Source organism: Candidatus Manganitrophus noduliformans (assembly GCF_012184425.1).
GTDB classification, from domain to species: Bacteria; Nitrospirota; Nitrospiria; order SBBL01; family Manganitrophaceae; genus Manganitrophus; species Manganitrophus noduliformans.
Genome location: NZ_VTOW01000003.1, coordinates 416,410 through 430,101, shown reverse-complemented (window position 1 = coordinate 430,101; position 13,692 = coordinate 416,410). Strand labels below are relative to the sequence as shown.

Sequence of the window (13,692 nt, the reverse complement as noted above, 5' to 3'; positions counted from 1 at the left end):
TCCGATTTCCTCGTCATATGTAAAAATGATATTCCTTTTGCCGTGCGTAATGCAATCACCCGCCTTGACCGTATCGGCAAACCGGTCTATACTCCGGCAGCAAAAGGAGAAATGCGTGAGCGATTCACTGATCCTCAAAGATATTAAAGAGTACTACTGGGACAAGCCGGTCCCGTTTCTCGTGGAGCAGCTTCCGCGGCTTCGGAAGGGACGGGCGCTCGACCTGGCGATGGGAGAGGGACGCAACGCCGTTTATCTGGCGGAGCAAGGATTCACCGTCGATGCCGTCGACATTTCCGAAAAAGCGGTCCGAAAAGGAACCGCGCTTGCCCGTTCGCGCGGCGTTTCGATCAACGGGATCGTCGCCGACCTCGATCATTATCGAATCCCCCCGAACCGCTACGATCTGATCTGCTGCTTTTTCTTTCTGGCCCGGCCCCTTTTCACCGCGATGAAGGAAGGCCTCCGGCCCGGTGGAGCCATTTTTTATCAAAGTGTTACGGTTGAGGAATTAAAGATAAATCCGACCTTTCCGAGGGAGTGGTGTCTGGAACAAAACGAGCTTCTTCACGCCTTCAAAGATCTGAGAGTCCTCTATTATCATGAATCAGGACTCCAGGGAACGACCAGCCACTCGGCGGTCGCTTCTCTTCTGGCGATCCGGCCCGATCCCTCTCATATCTAACCCGGCTTGTTTGCACTCTTACCGATAAAATGGTATCCTTTGGGGACTTTTTCGCCCCCGCAGTAAATAATACGGAGCGGCACCTGACGGGGGTTTAGGAGATCAATGGCCCGAAAGTATTTTGAGTTCGTGACCGATCACGCTTACGCCGTGATGGCGGGCGTCTTGCTGATTACCCTGTTCTGTCTCTTTCGACTCCCTTTCCTGAAAACGGAACTCGATCCAAAACGGATCCTCCCGCAAGACCACCCCTACATACAGATGAACAATCAGATCGAGCAGCGCTTCGGCGGCGGCCGGGTGGTGGTGGTCGGCGTCGTCTCCAAAGAAGGGAGCGTCTTCACCCCTTCCACCCTCGCCAAGATCGATCGGATGGCCCAGGAGATCGAGAAGATCCCCGGGATCTACGCCGACAATGTCCTCAGCCTCGCTTCCCGGAAAGTCAAACACCTTCAGATCAACGATCAGGGATTCAACGTCGAGCGGCTGATGCCCGAGGTCCCGACCACGCCGGAAGGGGCCGAGGCGGTCCGCAAGCGCCTCTTCGCCAACCCCCTTTATGTCGGCTCCCTCGTTTCGTCCGACGCAACCGCCGCCGCCATTATCATCGATGTGCAGGACACCGAGGCGGCCGAGGCGATCCGAAAAGCCACCGAGGCGGTGATCGAGGGGGAAGCGCCGGAGCCGATCAGCGATCTTGCGATCTACCGGCAGATCAAAGCGATTGCCGACAAGGAAACCGATGCCAACACCACGATCCATCTCGGCGGCCTTCCGGTCTCCCTCGCCTTCCTGGAGATGGACACCGCCGTCATGAACCGGTGGGTCTTCCCGGTCGCGTTCCTCCTGATCATGGTGATCCACTATCTCTCTTTCAGGACCTTTCAGGGGATGTTGATTCCCCCGCTGACCGCGCTTCTCAGTGTGGTCTGGGCCTTGGGATTTATCAGTTTGACCGGGATGAAGCTCGATCTCTGGACGAAGGGGCTGACGCCGATTTTGATCGTCGCGATGGCGGCGGGCCACTCGGTCCAGATCCTCCGCCGTTTTTACGATGAGCTCGAATATGCGATCGGAATGGATGTTCCGGAGCCGGCGCAGAAAACCGCCGTGGTTCAAGCGGGCGCCAAGATGGCGCCGGTTCTTCTGACCGCGGGACTGGTCGCCGCGGCGAGCTTCGCTTCGCTGGTGACTTTTCAGCTCGCGACCTTCCGATCGTTCGGATTGATGACCGCCTTCGGGATCGTCAGCGCGCTGATTCTGGAGATGACCTTCATCCCCGCCCTCCGCTCGCTGATCCCCCCGCCGAGCGGCGAGGAGTTGGAGGTGGTCCTGCGCAAGACCTTCGCCGACCGGTTTCTTACCAAGATCAGCCGATCGATCCTCGGTCCGGAGCAGAAATGGATTCTCGCGGGAGGGGTGATCGTCGTATTGGTCGCCCTGATCTTCGCCAACCGGATCGTCCTGACCAACTCGCTTCGCGATCTCTTCTTTGAGCAGACCGATCTGCGAAAAGATGATCGGGTCTTGAACCAAAAGTTCGGCGGGACTTCGACCTTGAACATCCTGATCAGCACACCCGCGCCGGACGGCCTGAAAGACCCGAATATCATGCGGGCGATCGAAGGTCTTCAAACACGGCTGAAGGAGAACCCGGCGGTCGGCCGGACTGAATCGTACGTCGATTACGTGAAGCGGATGCGGCGGACCTTTTACCGGGACGATCCCCGCTCGGAGCAGGTTCCCGACAGCCCGGAAGAGGCGGCGCAGTTTCTCTTCCTCTATTCGGTCTCCGGCAATCCCGATGACTTCAAGCGGCTGGCCGACGTCGGATACCAGAATGCCGTGATCCTCACCTTTCTAAAATCGGATGCGACAGAACTGGCCGAGCAGTTGATCCGGACGATCGATGAATACAAGGCGGCCCATTTCCCCCCTGATGTGACGGTCGGGATCGCGGGAAGCGTCCCGGTCACCCTGGCGCTCAACGATGTGATCATCCACGGCAAGCTTTTGAACGTGGTGCAGATGATCGCCATTACGTTTATCCTCTCCTCGGTGATCTTCCGGTCGTTCTGGGGAGGGGTGGTCGTCACCATTCCCCTTCTCTTTGCCGTCCTCTGGAATTTCGGTTTCATGGGATTGACCGGCATTCCGCTCGGCATCTCGACGGCGGCGGTCTCCGCGATGGCGGTCGGAATGGGAGCCGATTACGCGATCTACATTCTCTATCGATTACGCGAGGAGCTCTCGCTCAACCGCCACCTCGACCGGGTCGTCCAGGTCACCCTCGCCACCGCCGGAAAGGCGATTCTCCTGATCGCCGTCGCCTTCGCCGCCGGCACTTTCCTCGTCACCTTCACCGGTTACTACCTTCACATGGAAGGGATCCTGATGCCGCTCGCCATGCTGACGAGCGCCGCCGCGGCGGTGATTCTCATCCCCGCCGCCATCATGACCTTCCGCCCCCACTTTATTTTCAGAGTCATCCCCTCCGAGTGGATTGAATTGTACACCCGGGGCGATGCTCAGAAGTTCAATGTGGAGGGGGACGTTTTGAGAAAACCGAAAAAGTAGATTAGAATCCCATCCAGGTGAGTCCCGCTTTTCCAACCCACACCAACGAAGCCAGATAGACCCAGGTCATGCCGGCCATCAAATAACCGGTGACGATGACGGCGCCGTCGTTTTCCATCATCCCCGCCGCGATCAGAAGGATCGACCAGGCCGGAATCGTATTGGTAAAGGGGATTGGAAGGGGGAGACTCAAGACCAACCCGCTCAAGAGGATGGCGAGCCCGTTCAGAAAATTGAAGGAAGGCCAATCTTTGAAGAAACGAAACCGTGGATGGAGAACCTTTTCCAGGCGGGTGGAGACGGCCAGTGCCCCCTTGATGACCTTCGTGAGGGTCGGATAGGGAATCTCCATGTTGAGCAGTCGTTTCGGGAGCCAGGGACGCTGTCGGAGCGCGATGCGAAGGCCGAAGAACATCAAGATCAGCCCGAAGGGGGTCGAGAGGCCGGGAAGCGGAATCGGCGTGCAAAACGGCAGAACCAAGATGATAATGAGGACATCGAAGCCACGGCCGTGGAGGATTTCGATGATCTTCCCGATCGTCACCCCCTTGCCGTTCGCCTGGTCCAAGATCCGCCGGAGGTCTTCGGAAAGACGCGTGGGACGGATTCTCTCGGCCCTCATCCCCCCCACCCTCCTCTCCGCATGCTCTTTCTTGATCGTTTCCATGATAAGACGATTATAGCGGAGGGGGCCAAACCGGACAACCCTTTTCTTGGCACTATTTGCTCGAAGCCTCTTTGACCGCAAGCGGCTCCGCCGTTCCCGAAGAAATGGAGGGAAGGACCCTCAGCGGGTGGGATTTGCTCTCGGGAGGAGTCAGCGCCAGGTCCCGGTAGGTTTTCACGGAGGGATCTCTCTCGACCTTCCGGGCGATCCGATAGAGCTTCCAATATAATGCGGCCACGCCGAACAACGAAGATCCGATCTCCCGCACACGGCGCCAAGCGAAAACCAGACGCCCCTCGCGGGGGAAGGACGGCCGCCGCTCGGAGCGGTCTTTCCGCCGGAAAAACCCGGCCTGAAGGGGATGGACCCCCTCGACAAATATCGAGCCGCGAAACCAGATCATCTGGCTGATCATCTTTCCGACGTTGCGCTGCCCGTCGGCCAGGCGCCGGCGGAAAATCGTCTCGATGTGCTCGAACGTATAGAACGATTTCCATGCGTGCTGATACGCCCGCATCCACTCTTCATGCGACATCTTCGGGTGGTTGGCGCAGGGATGTTCGGAATCGTACTTGTTCATGTCGGGATCAAGCCACGCCCCCTCGTTCACCAAGATCTGATGGTCCTCCGATCCGGGAAGCGGCGTCAGGACGAAGAACTCGACCAGGTCGAGCGGCAACTCCTTCTTGAGAACTTCCACGTCCTGCATCACCGATTCATAGGTGTCGTTCGGAAAACCGATGATGTATCCGGCGTAGGTGACCGCTTTCGCCTTCCGCCATGCCTGAAGCATCGCGCGGTACTCTTCCACATTGTTCTGCTTCTTCCCGGTTTCCTTCAGGGTGTCGCGGTTCACACTCTCGAGGCCGATGAAGACCTTCCGGCAGCCGGCCTTTGCGGCCTTTTCAATAAACCGCGGCAGCCGATGGCAGGCGGTGTCGACCTGGATGAGGAGGGAGATCCGGATTTTGTCCCGCTCGCGCAGGAGAATGATCCGATCCAAAATCGCTTCCCAGTTTCGGTTCCGGGCGAAATCATCATCGGTGATGAAGTAGCAGTTCAAGCCGCGCTTGTGATTTTCCCGGATGATCCCCTCAACGTCATCCGCCGTCCGCCAGCGCGATTTTCTCCCTTGGACGTTGATGATCGTGCAGAAACTGCACTCGAAGGGGCATCCCCGCCCGGCATCAAAAGTCGTCATCCGGCCCACGTTGCGCGAGATCACCTCGGCCGGCAGGATCGGCATCGGCTGCCCTTCGAGCGACGGAAGATCGTCGAGGAAATTATAGAGCGGCTTTAAGCGGCCGTGCAGCGCATCTTCCAACAACTCTCCGAAGCGTGCCTCCACCTCCCCCGCCACCAGCGTGATCCCTTCGTCCATCGCCGAAGTCAAATCTTCTGGAAGGCGCTTCAACATCGAAAGGCATCCGCTGACATGAAACCCGCCGATCATCACCGGAAGCCCCGCGACCCGGAGCGGCCGCGCCAAATCGACCGCGCGCGGAAACTGATTCGACTGCACCCCCGCAAAACAGATGACTCCCGACGTATTCCGCGCCGACAGTTGCCGGATGATTTTTTCAACGGGAATCCGCTGATTGATCTCGTCATAGACGTCGATCGACAGATCGATCCCTTCTCCCAATCTGCCTGAGGTTTTGACCGCTTCCGCGATCGTATAGAGACAGGCAAGCGTATTGCTCGGGATGGAGGACCTCATCCACCGAATGACATACCCTTCATCGTCATAATGCGAGGGCTTGATCAGCACGACGCGAAACGATCGCTTCAAACGGCCTCCTTAGGCGAAAAGTCATTTCTTTGGGCAGGTGCTCCCTGGTAGAAACAAAGGCACCGGGGATGTGGAAGCCAACGCAGGCAGGAAATTTGGGCTGGCAGGGAAGAGTATACCAGGTTACGGGAACGAGATGCCAGCAGAATTTGCTGTTTAGAACCGTCCGGGTCGAGCTGCAAACCGCTGATAGACCCGTCTGAGCCAGCGCCTCACCTTTTTGGAATTTCGATCCATCTTAGTAAGGAACCCATCGGGTTGACTTCACTGCATGAAAATGTTACCCCTTGAATTAAGAATTATGAATAAAGAAAAAAATAATCAAAGCACACAGCCCTCCGCAGGTCAACAGGCGCAAGAGGAAGATGCGGCGGTTGCGGCGGAGCGATATCGGGACCTGGCGGAAGGGATCGACCACGGCATCGTCTGGGAAGCCAATGAAGCGTTCCGGTTCTGCATGGTGAGCCGGAGGGCCGAGCAGATGGTCGGCTATTCTCTCGATGAATGGTGCGAGCCTGATTTCTGGGAGAAACACCTTCACCCGGAGGACCGGGATCGGGTCATGGCTAAATTTCAGAAAGCGTTGGATGGAGAGGACGAACACTCCGATCATCGGTTCGTTGCAGCGGATGGGCGTGTCGTTTGGTTTCATACGGGGATCCACGCTGCCCGTAATAAGGGTAAGATTGTCTATCGCGGCCTTTCGGTCGATATCACTTACCTCAAAGAAACGGAAGAAAAACTAAAACAGAAAACGAATCAACTGGAAGAAGCAAACCGGGTGAAGAGCTACTTTCTCTCTATCGCTTCCCATGAGATACGAAACGCCCTCAACGCCATCCTCGGGTATGCCAGTCTTTTAAAAGAAGAAGGAAGGATTAGAGAGGCCGAGAAGCAACGGGAGATTTACGGACACATTTACAGAAATGCCACCAACCTACTCGACCTGATCAATCAAATTCTTGACCTCAATAAAATTGAAGCCGGACAAACCGACCTCCGCGCAGAGGTGACGGAGACTTCAATTTCGGAAGTCGTCCAACAAGTTTTAGAGGACCACAAAGCTTTATGGGAGGAGAAAGGGTTGAAGGTCAGCCTGATCGATGACCCCACCGGGCCGAAGATCTATTCTGATCGTGTAAAACTTCGCCAGATCTTCGTCAATCTCATTACAAATGCAATGAAGTTTACCGAAAAGGGCTCCATTACCGTCCGCATTATCCACAACCCCGAGGCAAAGAAGGTCTCGGTCGAAATTAAAGATACCGGTTACGGTATTTCCAAAGAAGATCTATCCCACATCTTCGAGCCGTTCTACCAGTCAGGCCGGCCGGCAGAGAAAGAAGGGGTCGGATTGGGACTGCCGATCGTGAAGAAGTTTGTCGATGTTTTAAAAGGAACGATTGATGTAAAGAGTGAGCCGGAAACAGGCTCCACGTTTACGGTGACCTTTCCCTATGAGATTTCCTGAAGGGAATCTTCCCACCCGCTTCGACCGCTGAGAAATCAATTTTTGATCTCATCGCTTGCTCACGGGTAAAGCGATATTTAATGAGCGTATAGAGCGCAATCATCCCGTCCCGAACGAACCGGAGTTTTTTTCCTTCGGCATCGGTTCGCGGCTGATAGGAGATCGGAACCTCTCTGATCCGATAACCCCGCTTCAAGAGCTTGGCGGTCACTTCCGGGCAGAACTCAAAACCGGTGCACCGGAGGTCGAGACTTTTCAGGATGTCGGCCTTAAAGAGCTTATAAGCGGTCGCTTCATCGGTCAGGCGGGCGTTGTAGAGAAGGCGGATCAGAGGGGTGAGAATCCGCTGGGCCAGACGGCTTTTCCAGGGAATTCGATTGGCGGAATTGAGAAAGCGGGAGCCGTAGACCACCGAGGCTTGGCCGGAGAGGATCGGGACGAGGAGGACGCCGTACTCCTTGGGGTCGAGTTCCAGATCGGCGTCTTGGATGAGAACAATCTCCCCGGTGACATATTTCAGGCCGATTCGGACCGCCCTCCCCTTCCCAAAGTTTTTTTGCGAGCTGCAGACCGTGACGATGTCGGCGTGCTCCGACTGCTCGTGCTTTAAGACTTCCGCCGTCCCATCGGTGGAGCCGTCGTCAACGACAATCACTTCCTTTTCGACGCCGGAGAGTTCAACCGACAAGACCTGTTCGATCACTGCGCCGACGGTTGATTCCTCATTATAGACAGGGATGATCACGGAGAGCTTCATCACAATGGGAGTATACCCGAGGATATATTAATGGTCAAAATGGAAGTAGTGACAGGTAGGGCATCATCCGATAGGATGCGCAGAACCTACGGACCATTGGAAACCTGATCGATTGACTTCCCTTCCCCACTTCATTATCCTTTCCTCAAGCATTCCAACCCGAGATAACCCCATGGATCCATCCGCTCCCTGCACCATCCTTCACGTCGATATGGACGCCTTCTTCGCCTCGGTCGAGCAGGCGCGCAATCCGGCGCTTCGCGGGAAGCCGATTGCGGTGACCGGCGCGGGGGAGCGGACGGTAATTCTCACCGCTTCGTATGAAGCGCGGGCCTTCGGCGTCCGGACCGGGATGCGGGTTCCGGAGGCGTATCGGAAGTGCCCTCACCTGATTCGCGTCCCGGCGAATAACGCCGCCTATGTCGCCGCCTGCAATCGGATTATGGAAATCCTCCGGCGGTACACGCCGGAGGTGGAGGTCTTCTCGATCGATGAAGCCTTTCTCGACATCACCGGCTCTCTCTCCCTCTTCAAGGGGGCGGAGCGGATCGGCCGGTTGATCAAAGCGGAGATTCAGAAAGAGCTTGGGCTCGCCTGCTCCGTCGGAATCGCTCCCAATAAGCTGATGGCCAAGCTCGCTTCCGGGCTTCAGAAACCGAACGGCCTGACCCTTCTGAAACCAGCTCTCATTCCGGCACTTCTCGAAGAGATTCCGATCGAAGCGCTTTGCGGAATCGGCCCGAAATTAAAGTTAAAGTTGAACTCCATGGGAATCAAAATGTGCGGGGAGCTGGGCCGGATGCCGGTCTCGACGTTAAGGGGGGCCTTCGGCATCTGGGGGGAGCGGCTTTCAATGATGGGGCGAGGGGAAGATCCGGGAGAGGTGGTGCCGGAAGAGATCCGGGCCGATCCGAAATCGATCGGCCACTCGATGACCCTTGCGCAAGATATCTCGGATCGGACGCAGCTTTCAATTTTCCTGCTACAACTCTCGGAAAAGGTCGGCCGCCGGCTGAGGCGGGGCGGCTGGGCCGGGCGGGTGGTCGGCTTGACCCTCCGGAATCGCGACTTCACCACCCACACCCATCAGCGCCGCCTCCCCTCCCCCGCCTGGGAGAGCCGGAAGATCTATGAGGCCGCGCAAGCCCTTTTCGAATCGATCTCCCTTCCTCAACCGATTCGTTTGGTCGGCGTGAGCATGGCCGACCTGGTACCCAGGGGAACGCAAACTTCCCTCTTCCCGGAGGTGAATAAATCGGAACAACTCTATGAAGCGCTCGATCGGGTCAACGAGCGCTTCGGCGAATGGACCCTCACCTGGGGCAGCCTGATCGAGCGACAGAACCATAAAGGGGTCCTCTCCCCCGCCTGGCGGCCCGATGGGGTTCGGCGGTATCTCTAAGTGTCACTTGTCACGTTATTAATCATCTTGTCATGCTGAGCGTAGCGAAGCATCCCCGTTCGTATCCTTTTCCGAAATAACGAGAGAGACTTCGCTTCCGCTCAAAATATAAAAAAGCACGCAAACCCGGCGCCTGCACTCACTATCCGGTGCCGCTGGGAACGGCGGGTATTTTATTCGGGTCTTGATAAATCATCAAGTGGGCGTACGGCGTCCCCTCCCACATGATGTAAACGCCCCCCGGGTTTTCACCCGTCGGAAGACCGGTCGTCTCCGCATCGAACGGCCAGAGGAGCATCCAATGGGGCGGCTCATTCACCAATTTGGCCCCCTCCTCTTCTTGCAGCAGGATCTTTCCGTCCTTGTTCCAATGTTGTCCTCCATTGCCCATGTAGGCAATCCCGGGCGCTTTGTTTGCCGGCTGCGGCTCCCCCTTCAGAAGCGACGTTAAAAATTGCATCGCATTCGGATCGGCGCAGACCGGATCGGCCTTAGGGGTGCCCGGAAGATCGGCCAAACAGGTGAATTGGTTCGTCCCCTCTTTGACCGTCATGAGGGTTCCATTTTGGTCAAGCGCCACGATGGCGGCATTTTTTGCAATCCGATCGGGACCGGCGCTCATCGCAAGCCGGATCTGATCACTCTCTGAAAGTTTTGGGACCAGCCCTCCTTTATCTTCCGTCGTACCTTCCTGCGCCGACACAAATGAAATTCCGGCCAGGAGAAATAGGCCGAGAACAACTGCACCGTACAATTTATATCGCATCAATGTCCTCCTTTCATTTCGGGTTTCTTGTTGTCTATTAAGCTCAGGCTAACATCGGCTGAAAGGAGCGTCAATTCATTCGAGTAGATGATAGCTGCCGGATTGACAGCGGGACAAAAGCTGGTAATCTTAAAACGATTTTCCGATGAGGATCGCTTGGGGAGTGTCGATGGAAGATGAGACAAAAACACATACCGTCAAAATAGAGAGAAGGCGGCTCGACCGGGTTCATTTCCATTTCCCCTGTCTGGTGGTCGTCGCCGGCCCATCCCTCGGGGAAAAGTTCCCGCTCACCAAAGAGCGGACCATCCTCGGCCGCCATCGGGAAGCGGAGGTCTGGATTAATGACGATTCAATGTCGCGCAAACATGCCGAGATCCTCTCAAAGGGGGGCCGCCTCTTTCTTCGTGATCTGGGAAGTAAAAACGGGACCTATATCAACGACCACAAAATTCTGGAGATCGAGTTAAAGGATGGCGATCTGATCCGGACCGGAAATGCGACGTTGAAGTACCTAGGGCCGAACAATGTGGAGCAGTTTTATCTGGATGAGCTCTCCGAGCGGGCCAAGTGCGACGCGCTGACGGGGCTGTTCAATAAACAGACCTTCTATACTTGTCTGGAGAAGATCCTCCTGCGCTGCAAGGATCTCGGCGAGCCCCTCTCTGTCGCCATGATCGATCTCGATTTTTTCAAAAGGATCAACGACCAGTGGGGGCACCCTGCGGGCGACGCTGTTTTAAAGGAGTTCGCAAATCTGATTAAACCGACGATCCGTCCGACCGATCTTTTCGCCCGATGGGGCGGCGAAGAATTCGGCCTGATTCTCCCCCACACCGGATTGAAAGAGGCTCCGATTGCAGCCGAGCGGATTCGGAACCGGATCGAAAATCATCCATTCCTCTTCGAAGGACAGCGGCTTCCGGTCACGATCAGCATCGGGGTCACCGAACGAATCGACGCCGATCAAACGATTGAACCGCTGATCGCCCGCGCCGACAAAGCCCTCTACCGGGCAAAACAGGAAGGCCGAAACCGGACCTGCTGTCTCAGCGGCCCCTGACCGACTCAGTCGGCGGCCCGCGCCTCGTCATCGACTCTAAACCGGTAGACGAACGGAACGGAACGCTCCACCACCAATGTTCTAAACCTCAAATCATAAACCGAAACGTCGGCCGGCGCATCTGCGGACCCTCCCTCCGCCGTTTCATCTATTTGCCAGACCGGCGCCTTGAAGAACCACTCAATCCGGCGGGCCAACGGGGTGGCCCGAGCTTTCTCGACCCGCGGGTCGCCGATCTCAGTGATTACCTGATCGCGCTCCTCCTTTTCCCCGGAGAAGAGGTGAAGCAAATAGACCCGGTAGAGATCCCCCTCCCGCCACACCCCGCGCCACCGATGGGGCCCGAGCGGCTCCGGGAAGACATAGCTGAAATCGGCCGGCTGTGTCGATCCCTCTTCCAAGAGCTGCTCGGCCTGCGTCCTGCTGAAGACGCAAAGAAGAACATACACCGCCACCAGGGCGACCGCTCCGCGCGACAGGGGAACAAGCGACTCCCGCATCGATGGAATCCGGGAGAGGAATAAAGGGGCGGCGAGCAATCCGGTCAGGATCAGATCGATGATGAAGATAATTCCAAGCTCCGGCCGCCAATCGCTGAACGGCCAGAGAAGGACCACGCCGAAAGAGTTCACCAGATCAAAGAAGAGGTGAATCAATGCGCCGATGGAAGTCAGACCGATCAGCGTCTTCCAGCGAAGATGCGGATAATAACGGCGAAAAATAAAGCTGAGCGCCACTATCCAGATTGGAAGGAGAAAGAGGGAGTGGCCGAAGGTCCGCCGCATCAGGACGGCGGTCGGATCTCCGGTCAGCATGACGGCGCCGTCGATGTCGGGAAGATTGGAGGCGAAGGCAAGAATCGGGACGGCGGCCTTTCCGATCCGCTTCCGAAAAAAAGCGTTCGCGATGCCGACGCCGACCAGAGTATGTGTCACGGGATCCACGGCGGGATTATATCATTCGGCTCCGTGATGGACAATCCCCGACGGATGAAATCAGACGAAAAGATTTTGGGGAAGACTCATCCCCGTAAACGGATCGCGCAGGGCATTCCCCTCGAATTGAAACGGAAACCAGATCAGCGTGGCACTCCGAACGAAGAAGGGCTTTTCCTCCGGCGGTTTCATCTCCTGCGTCCCCCGCATTCCAGCCCAGGTAAACCGGGCAAGGGAAGCGGCGTCTTCCGAATCGTAGCACCCCCCCTGGGAAGGAACGAACGGCGCCGTTGAAACCGTGTAGACAGGCTGTGCCTTGGAGAGCCGTTTGGCCAAATCGCCGAGGAGCTTCAAGCGGCGATAACGGAACGCAGGGAGAAAGAAGCGGGCGGGAGGATTCCCCTCCCCCTCCGCCTGAAGCACCCAAAAGGGGAGATACCGAGAGACGGCTGCTCCCGCCGGCGGAGAAACAACCTGGTAATCGATCGGGGAAAGGGCGCTCCCCTCGATCTGCCATCCTCGGGCACAGGAGGTGCAAAAGAAGAGAATATCCTCCGGATCAAACGGAAGGTCCCATCCGCAATTCGGACAGGTGAGGGGTCGAAAGCCGACCGTCGCGGCCTCACCCGACGCGGGACGGCCCAAAAACTCGAGAAGAGAGATCGGGGCATCCGAATGAACCGCCCGCTCGGAGACGGCATCAAGAAAAACCAACCGCTCTTCTCCCTGGCGTTGCACCCGGATCACCCAGAAGGGAAAATAGATCAGCGATAAAACCCGGCCGAGAACCTGGCGATAGAGAACATTCTCCGGTTCGGCCTTCCTCATTCCCTGACGGAGCGCCTCCTCGGAGGAAAGCGTCACCCCCACGATCGTCCCCTGCGCCTCCAGGACCTCTTTCCGGAACAGTTCCAGCCTGAGAACAGCCGCCCGGACACCGAGCGAATAAGATCCCCATCCCTTTAAGTCGCAGGCGATAAAATTCTTTTCAACATACCGATCCCGAAATGTCATCTCCTCTTCTTCGGAGGCCGGCGCCGCCCCTTTTCGCCGCAGATCCACAACCGGTTGCTTGCGCTCGATCGGCCCCGTCGGTTTCGATTCATCGGGCTCAGAGAGGGGTTCATCCTCTCCCCGATACATTTTCTTTCCGATTTCCCAGAGATCTCCCAGAAAATCGGAGGCCACTTGAAGCGTCATCGTCAGATCGGCCTGCGGAGGGTCGGGAGAAAACGCCGAAAGATCGATCGGCTCGATCTTCGGTTTTGGAGCCGATTTCTCCCAGAGAAAATCGTGGCCGGTCAGGCGGTAATAGGGAATAAAATAGAGACGCGGCTCGATGACCCGGCATTCAACCCCTTCTTCCTTTAGAGCCAGGAGCGCTTTCGCCACCGCGCGATGGACATCAAGCTTGGGGGAGATAAAGTAGCTGAGGAGCTGTTTTCGACCGGTGACGAGGAGGCGGGAGCGGCAGTGGCCGCATTGAATCGCGTGACTCCCCTCCGTAAAATCAAGGGGCGCCCCGCAGGAGGGACATCCGGTTGAAACGGTCAGCCGGCTGTTCATCGGTCCTAGGC

At 56.9% G+C, this 13,692-nt stretch carries 11 protein-coding genes; 5 read left to right on the top strand and 6 right to left on the bottom strand.

Annotated features, from left to right (window positions below; translation table 11 throughout):
• The first annotated feature begins 115 nt into the window (after nucleotides 1–115).
• Nucleotides 116–685 (top strand): methyltransferase domain-containing protein, encoded by a 570-nt coding sequence (locus MNODULE_RS16620; protein WP_168061895.1) that lies wholly within the window; start codon nucleotides 116–118, stop codon nucleotides 683–685.
• A gap of 105 nt (nucleotides 686–790) precedes the next feature.
• Nucleotides 791–3,262, top strand: a complete 2,472-nt coding sequence (locus MNODULE_RS16615; protein WP_168061893.1) for an efflux RND transporter permease subunit — start codon at nucleotides 791–793, stop codon at nucleotides 3,260–3,262.
• A gap of 1 nt (nucleotide 3,263) precedes the next feature.
• On the opposite strand, the gene MNODULE_RS16610 is transcribed toward MNODULE_RS16615, so the two are convergent.
• Both MNODULE_RS16610 and MNODULE_RS16605 read right to left on the bottom strand, forming a co-directional pair.
• A complete protein-coding gene (locus MNODULE_RS16610; protein WP_168061891.1) occupies nucleotides 3,264–3,884 on the bottom strand; it encodes an exopolysaccharide biosynthesis protein in 621 nt (206 codons plus the stop codon).
• A 97-nt stretch (nucleotides 3,885–3,981) separates the two neighbouring features.
• Nucleotides 3,982–5,721 (bottom strand): B12-binding domain-containing radical SAM protein, encoded by a 1,740-nt coding sequence (locus tag MNODULE_RS16605; RefSeq protein WP_202882248.1) that lies wholly within the window; start codon nucleotides 5,719–5,721, stop codon nucleotides 3,982–3,984.
• Between the two features lie 301 nt (nucleotides 5,722–6,022).
• On the opposite strand from MNODULE_RS16605, the gene MNODULE_RS16600 reads away from it, so the two are divergent.
• The gene (locus MNODULE_RS16600; RefSeq protein WP_168061889.1) at nucleotides 6,023–7,192 is read left to right on the top strand and encodes a PAS domain-containing sensor histidine kinase; all 1,170 of its coding nucleotides are present in this window, start codon (nucleotides 6,023–6,025) and stop codon (nucleotides 7,190–7,192) included.
• Here MNODULE_RS16600 and MNODULE_RS16595 read toward each other — a convergent pair.
• A complete protein-coding gene (locus MNODULE_RS16595) occupies nucleotides 7,161–7,949 on the bottom strand; it encodes a glycosyltransferase family 2 protein (RefSeq protein ID WP_168061887.1) in 789 nt (262 codons plus the stop codon). The two genes, MNODULE_RS16600 and MNODULE_RS16595, sit on opposite strands and share 32 nt — an antisense overlap.
• Nucleotides 7,950–8,121: 172 nt before the next feature.
• Here MNODULE_RS16595 and dinB point away from each other — a divergent pair, with 172 nt between their 5' ends.
• Complete coding sequence (gene dinB / locus MNODULE_RS16590; RefSeq protein WP_168061885.1) at nucleotides 8,122–9,351, top strand: DNA polymerase IV; 1,230 nt, start codon at nucleotides 8,122–8,124, stop codon at nucleotides 9,349–9,351.
• 142 nt (nucleotides 9,352–9,493) lie between these two features.
• Here the strand turns inward: dinB and MNODULE_RS16585 are convergent, their stop codons facing one another.
• Entirely contained in the window at nucleotides 9,494–10,117 is a 624-nt protein-coding gene (locus tag MNODULE_RS16585; protein ID WP_168061883.1) for a hypothetical protein, read from the bottom strand.
• 169 nt (nucleotides 10,118–10,286) lie between these two features.
• Here MNODULE_RS16585 and MNODULE_RS16580 point away from each other — a divergent pair, with 169 nt between their 5' ends.
• Nucleotides 10,287–11,180 carry a GGDEF domain-containing protein gene (locus tag MNODULE_RS16580; RefSeq protein ID WP_168061881.1) on the top strand — a complete coding sequence of 298 codons (894 nt, stop codon included), beginning with the start codon at nucleotides 10,287–10,289 and terminating at the stop codon, nucleotides 11,178–11,180.
• Nucleotides 11,181–11,185: 5 nt separating this feature from the next.
• Here MNODULE_RS16580 and MNODULE_RS16575 read toward each other — a convergent pair whose 3' ends face one another.
• Together MNODULE_RS16575 and MNODULE_RS16570 are read right to left on the bottom strand one after the other, a co-directional pair.
• A complete protein-coding gene (locus MNODULE_RS16575; protein ID WP_168061879.1) occupies nucleotides 11,186–12,124 on the bottom strand; it encodes a metal-dependent hydrolase in 939 nt (312 codons plus the stop codon).
• A 51-nt stretch (nucleotides 12,125–12,175) separates the two neighbouring features.
• Complete coding sequence (locus MNODULE_RS16570) at nucleotides 12,176–13,681, bottom strand: TFIIB-type zinc ribbon-containing protein (protein ID WP_168061877.1); 1,506 nt, start codon at nucleotides 13,679–13,681, stop codon at nucleotides 12,176–12,178.
• Between the last annotated feature and the right edge of the window lie 11 nt (nucleotides 13,682–13,692).

What these genes read in the sequence shown, in the direction of transcription:
- MNODULE_RS16615 (WP_168061893.1), top strand. Translation starts at nt 791, where the DNA reads ATGGCCCGAAAGTATTTTGAGTTCGTGACCGATCACGCTTACGCCGTG.
- MNODULE_RS16610 (WP_168061891.1), bottom strand. Translation starts at nt 3,884, where the DNA reads ATGAGGGCCGAGAGAATCCGTCCCACGCGTCTTTCCGAAGACCTCCGG.
- MNODULE_RS16600 (WP_168061889.1), top strand. Translation starts at nt 6,023, where the DNA reads ATGAATAAAGAAAAAAATAATCAAAGCACACAGCCCTCCGCAGGTCAA.
- MNODULE_RS16595 (WP_168061887.1), bottom strand. Translation starts at nt 7,949, where the DNA reads ATGAAGCTCTCCGTGATCATCCCTGTCTATAATGAGGAATCAACCGTC.
- dinB (WP_168061885.1), top strand. Translation starts at nt 8,122, where the DNA reads ATGGATCCATCCGCTCCCTGCACCATCCTTCACGTCGATATGGACGCC.
- MNODULE_RS16585 (WP_168061883.1), bottom strand. Translation starts at nt 10,117, where the DNA reads ATGCGATATAAATTGTACGGTGCAGTTGTTCTCGGCCTATTTCTCCTG.
- MNODULE_RS16580 (WP_168061881.1), top strand. Translation starts at nt 10,287, where the DNA reads ATGGAAGATGAGACAAAAACACATACCGTCAAAATAGAGAGAAGGCGG.
- MNODULE_RS16570 (WP_168061877.1), bottom strand. Translation starts at nt 13,681, where the DNA reads ATGAACAGCCGGCTGACCGTTTCAACCGGATGTCCCTCCTGCGGGGCG.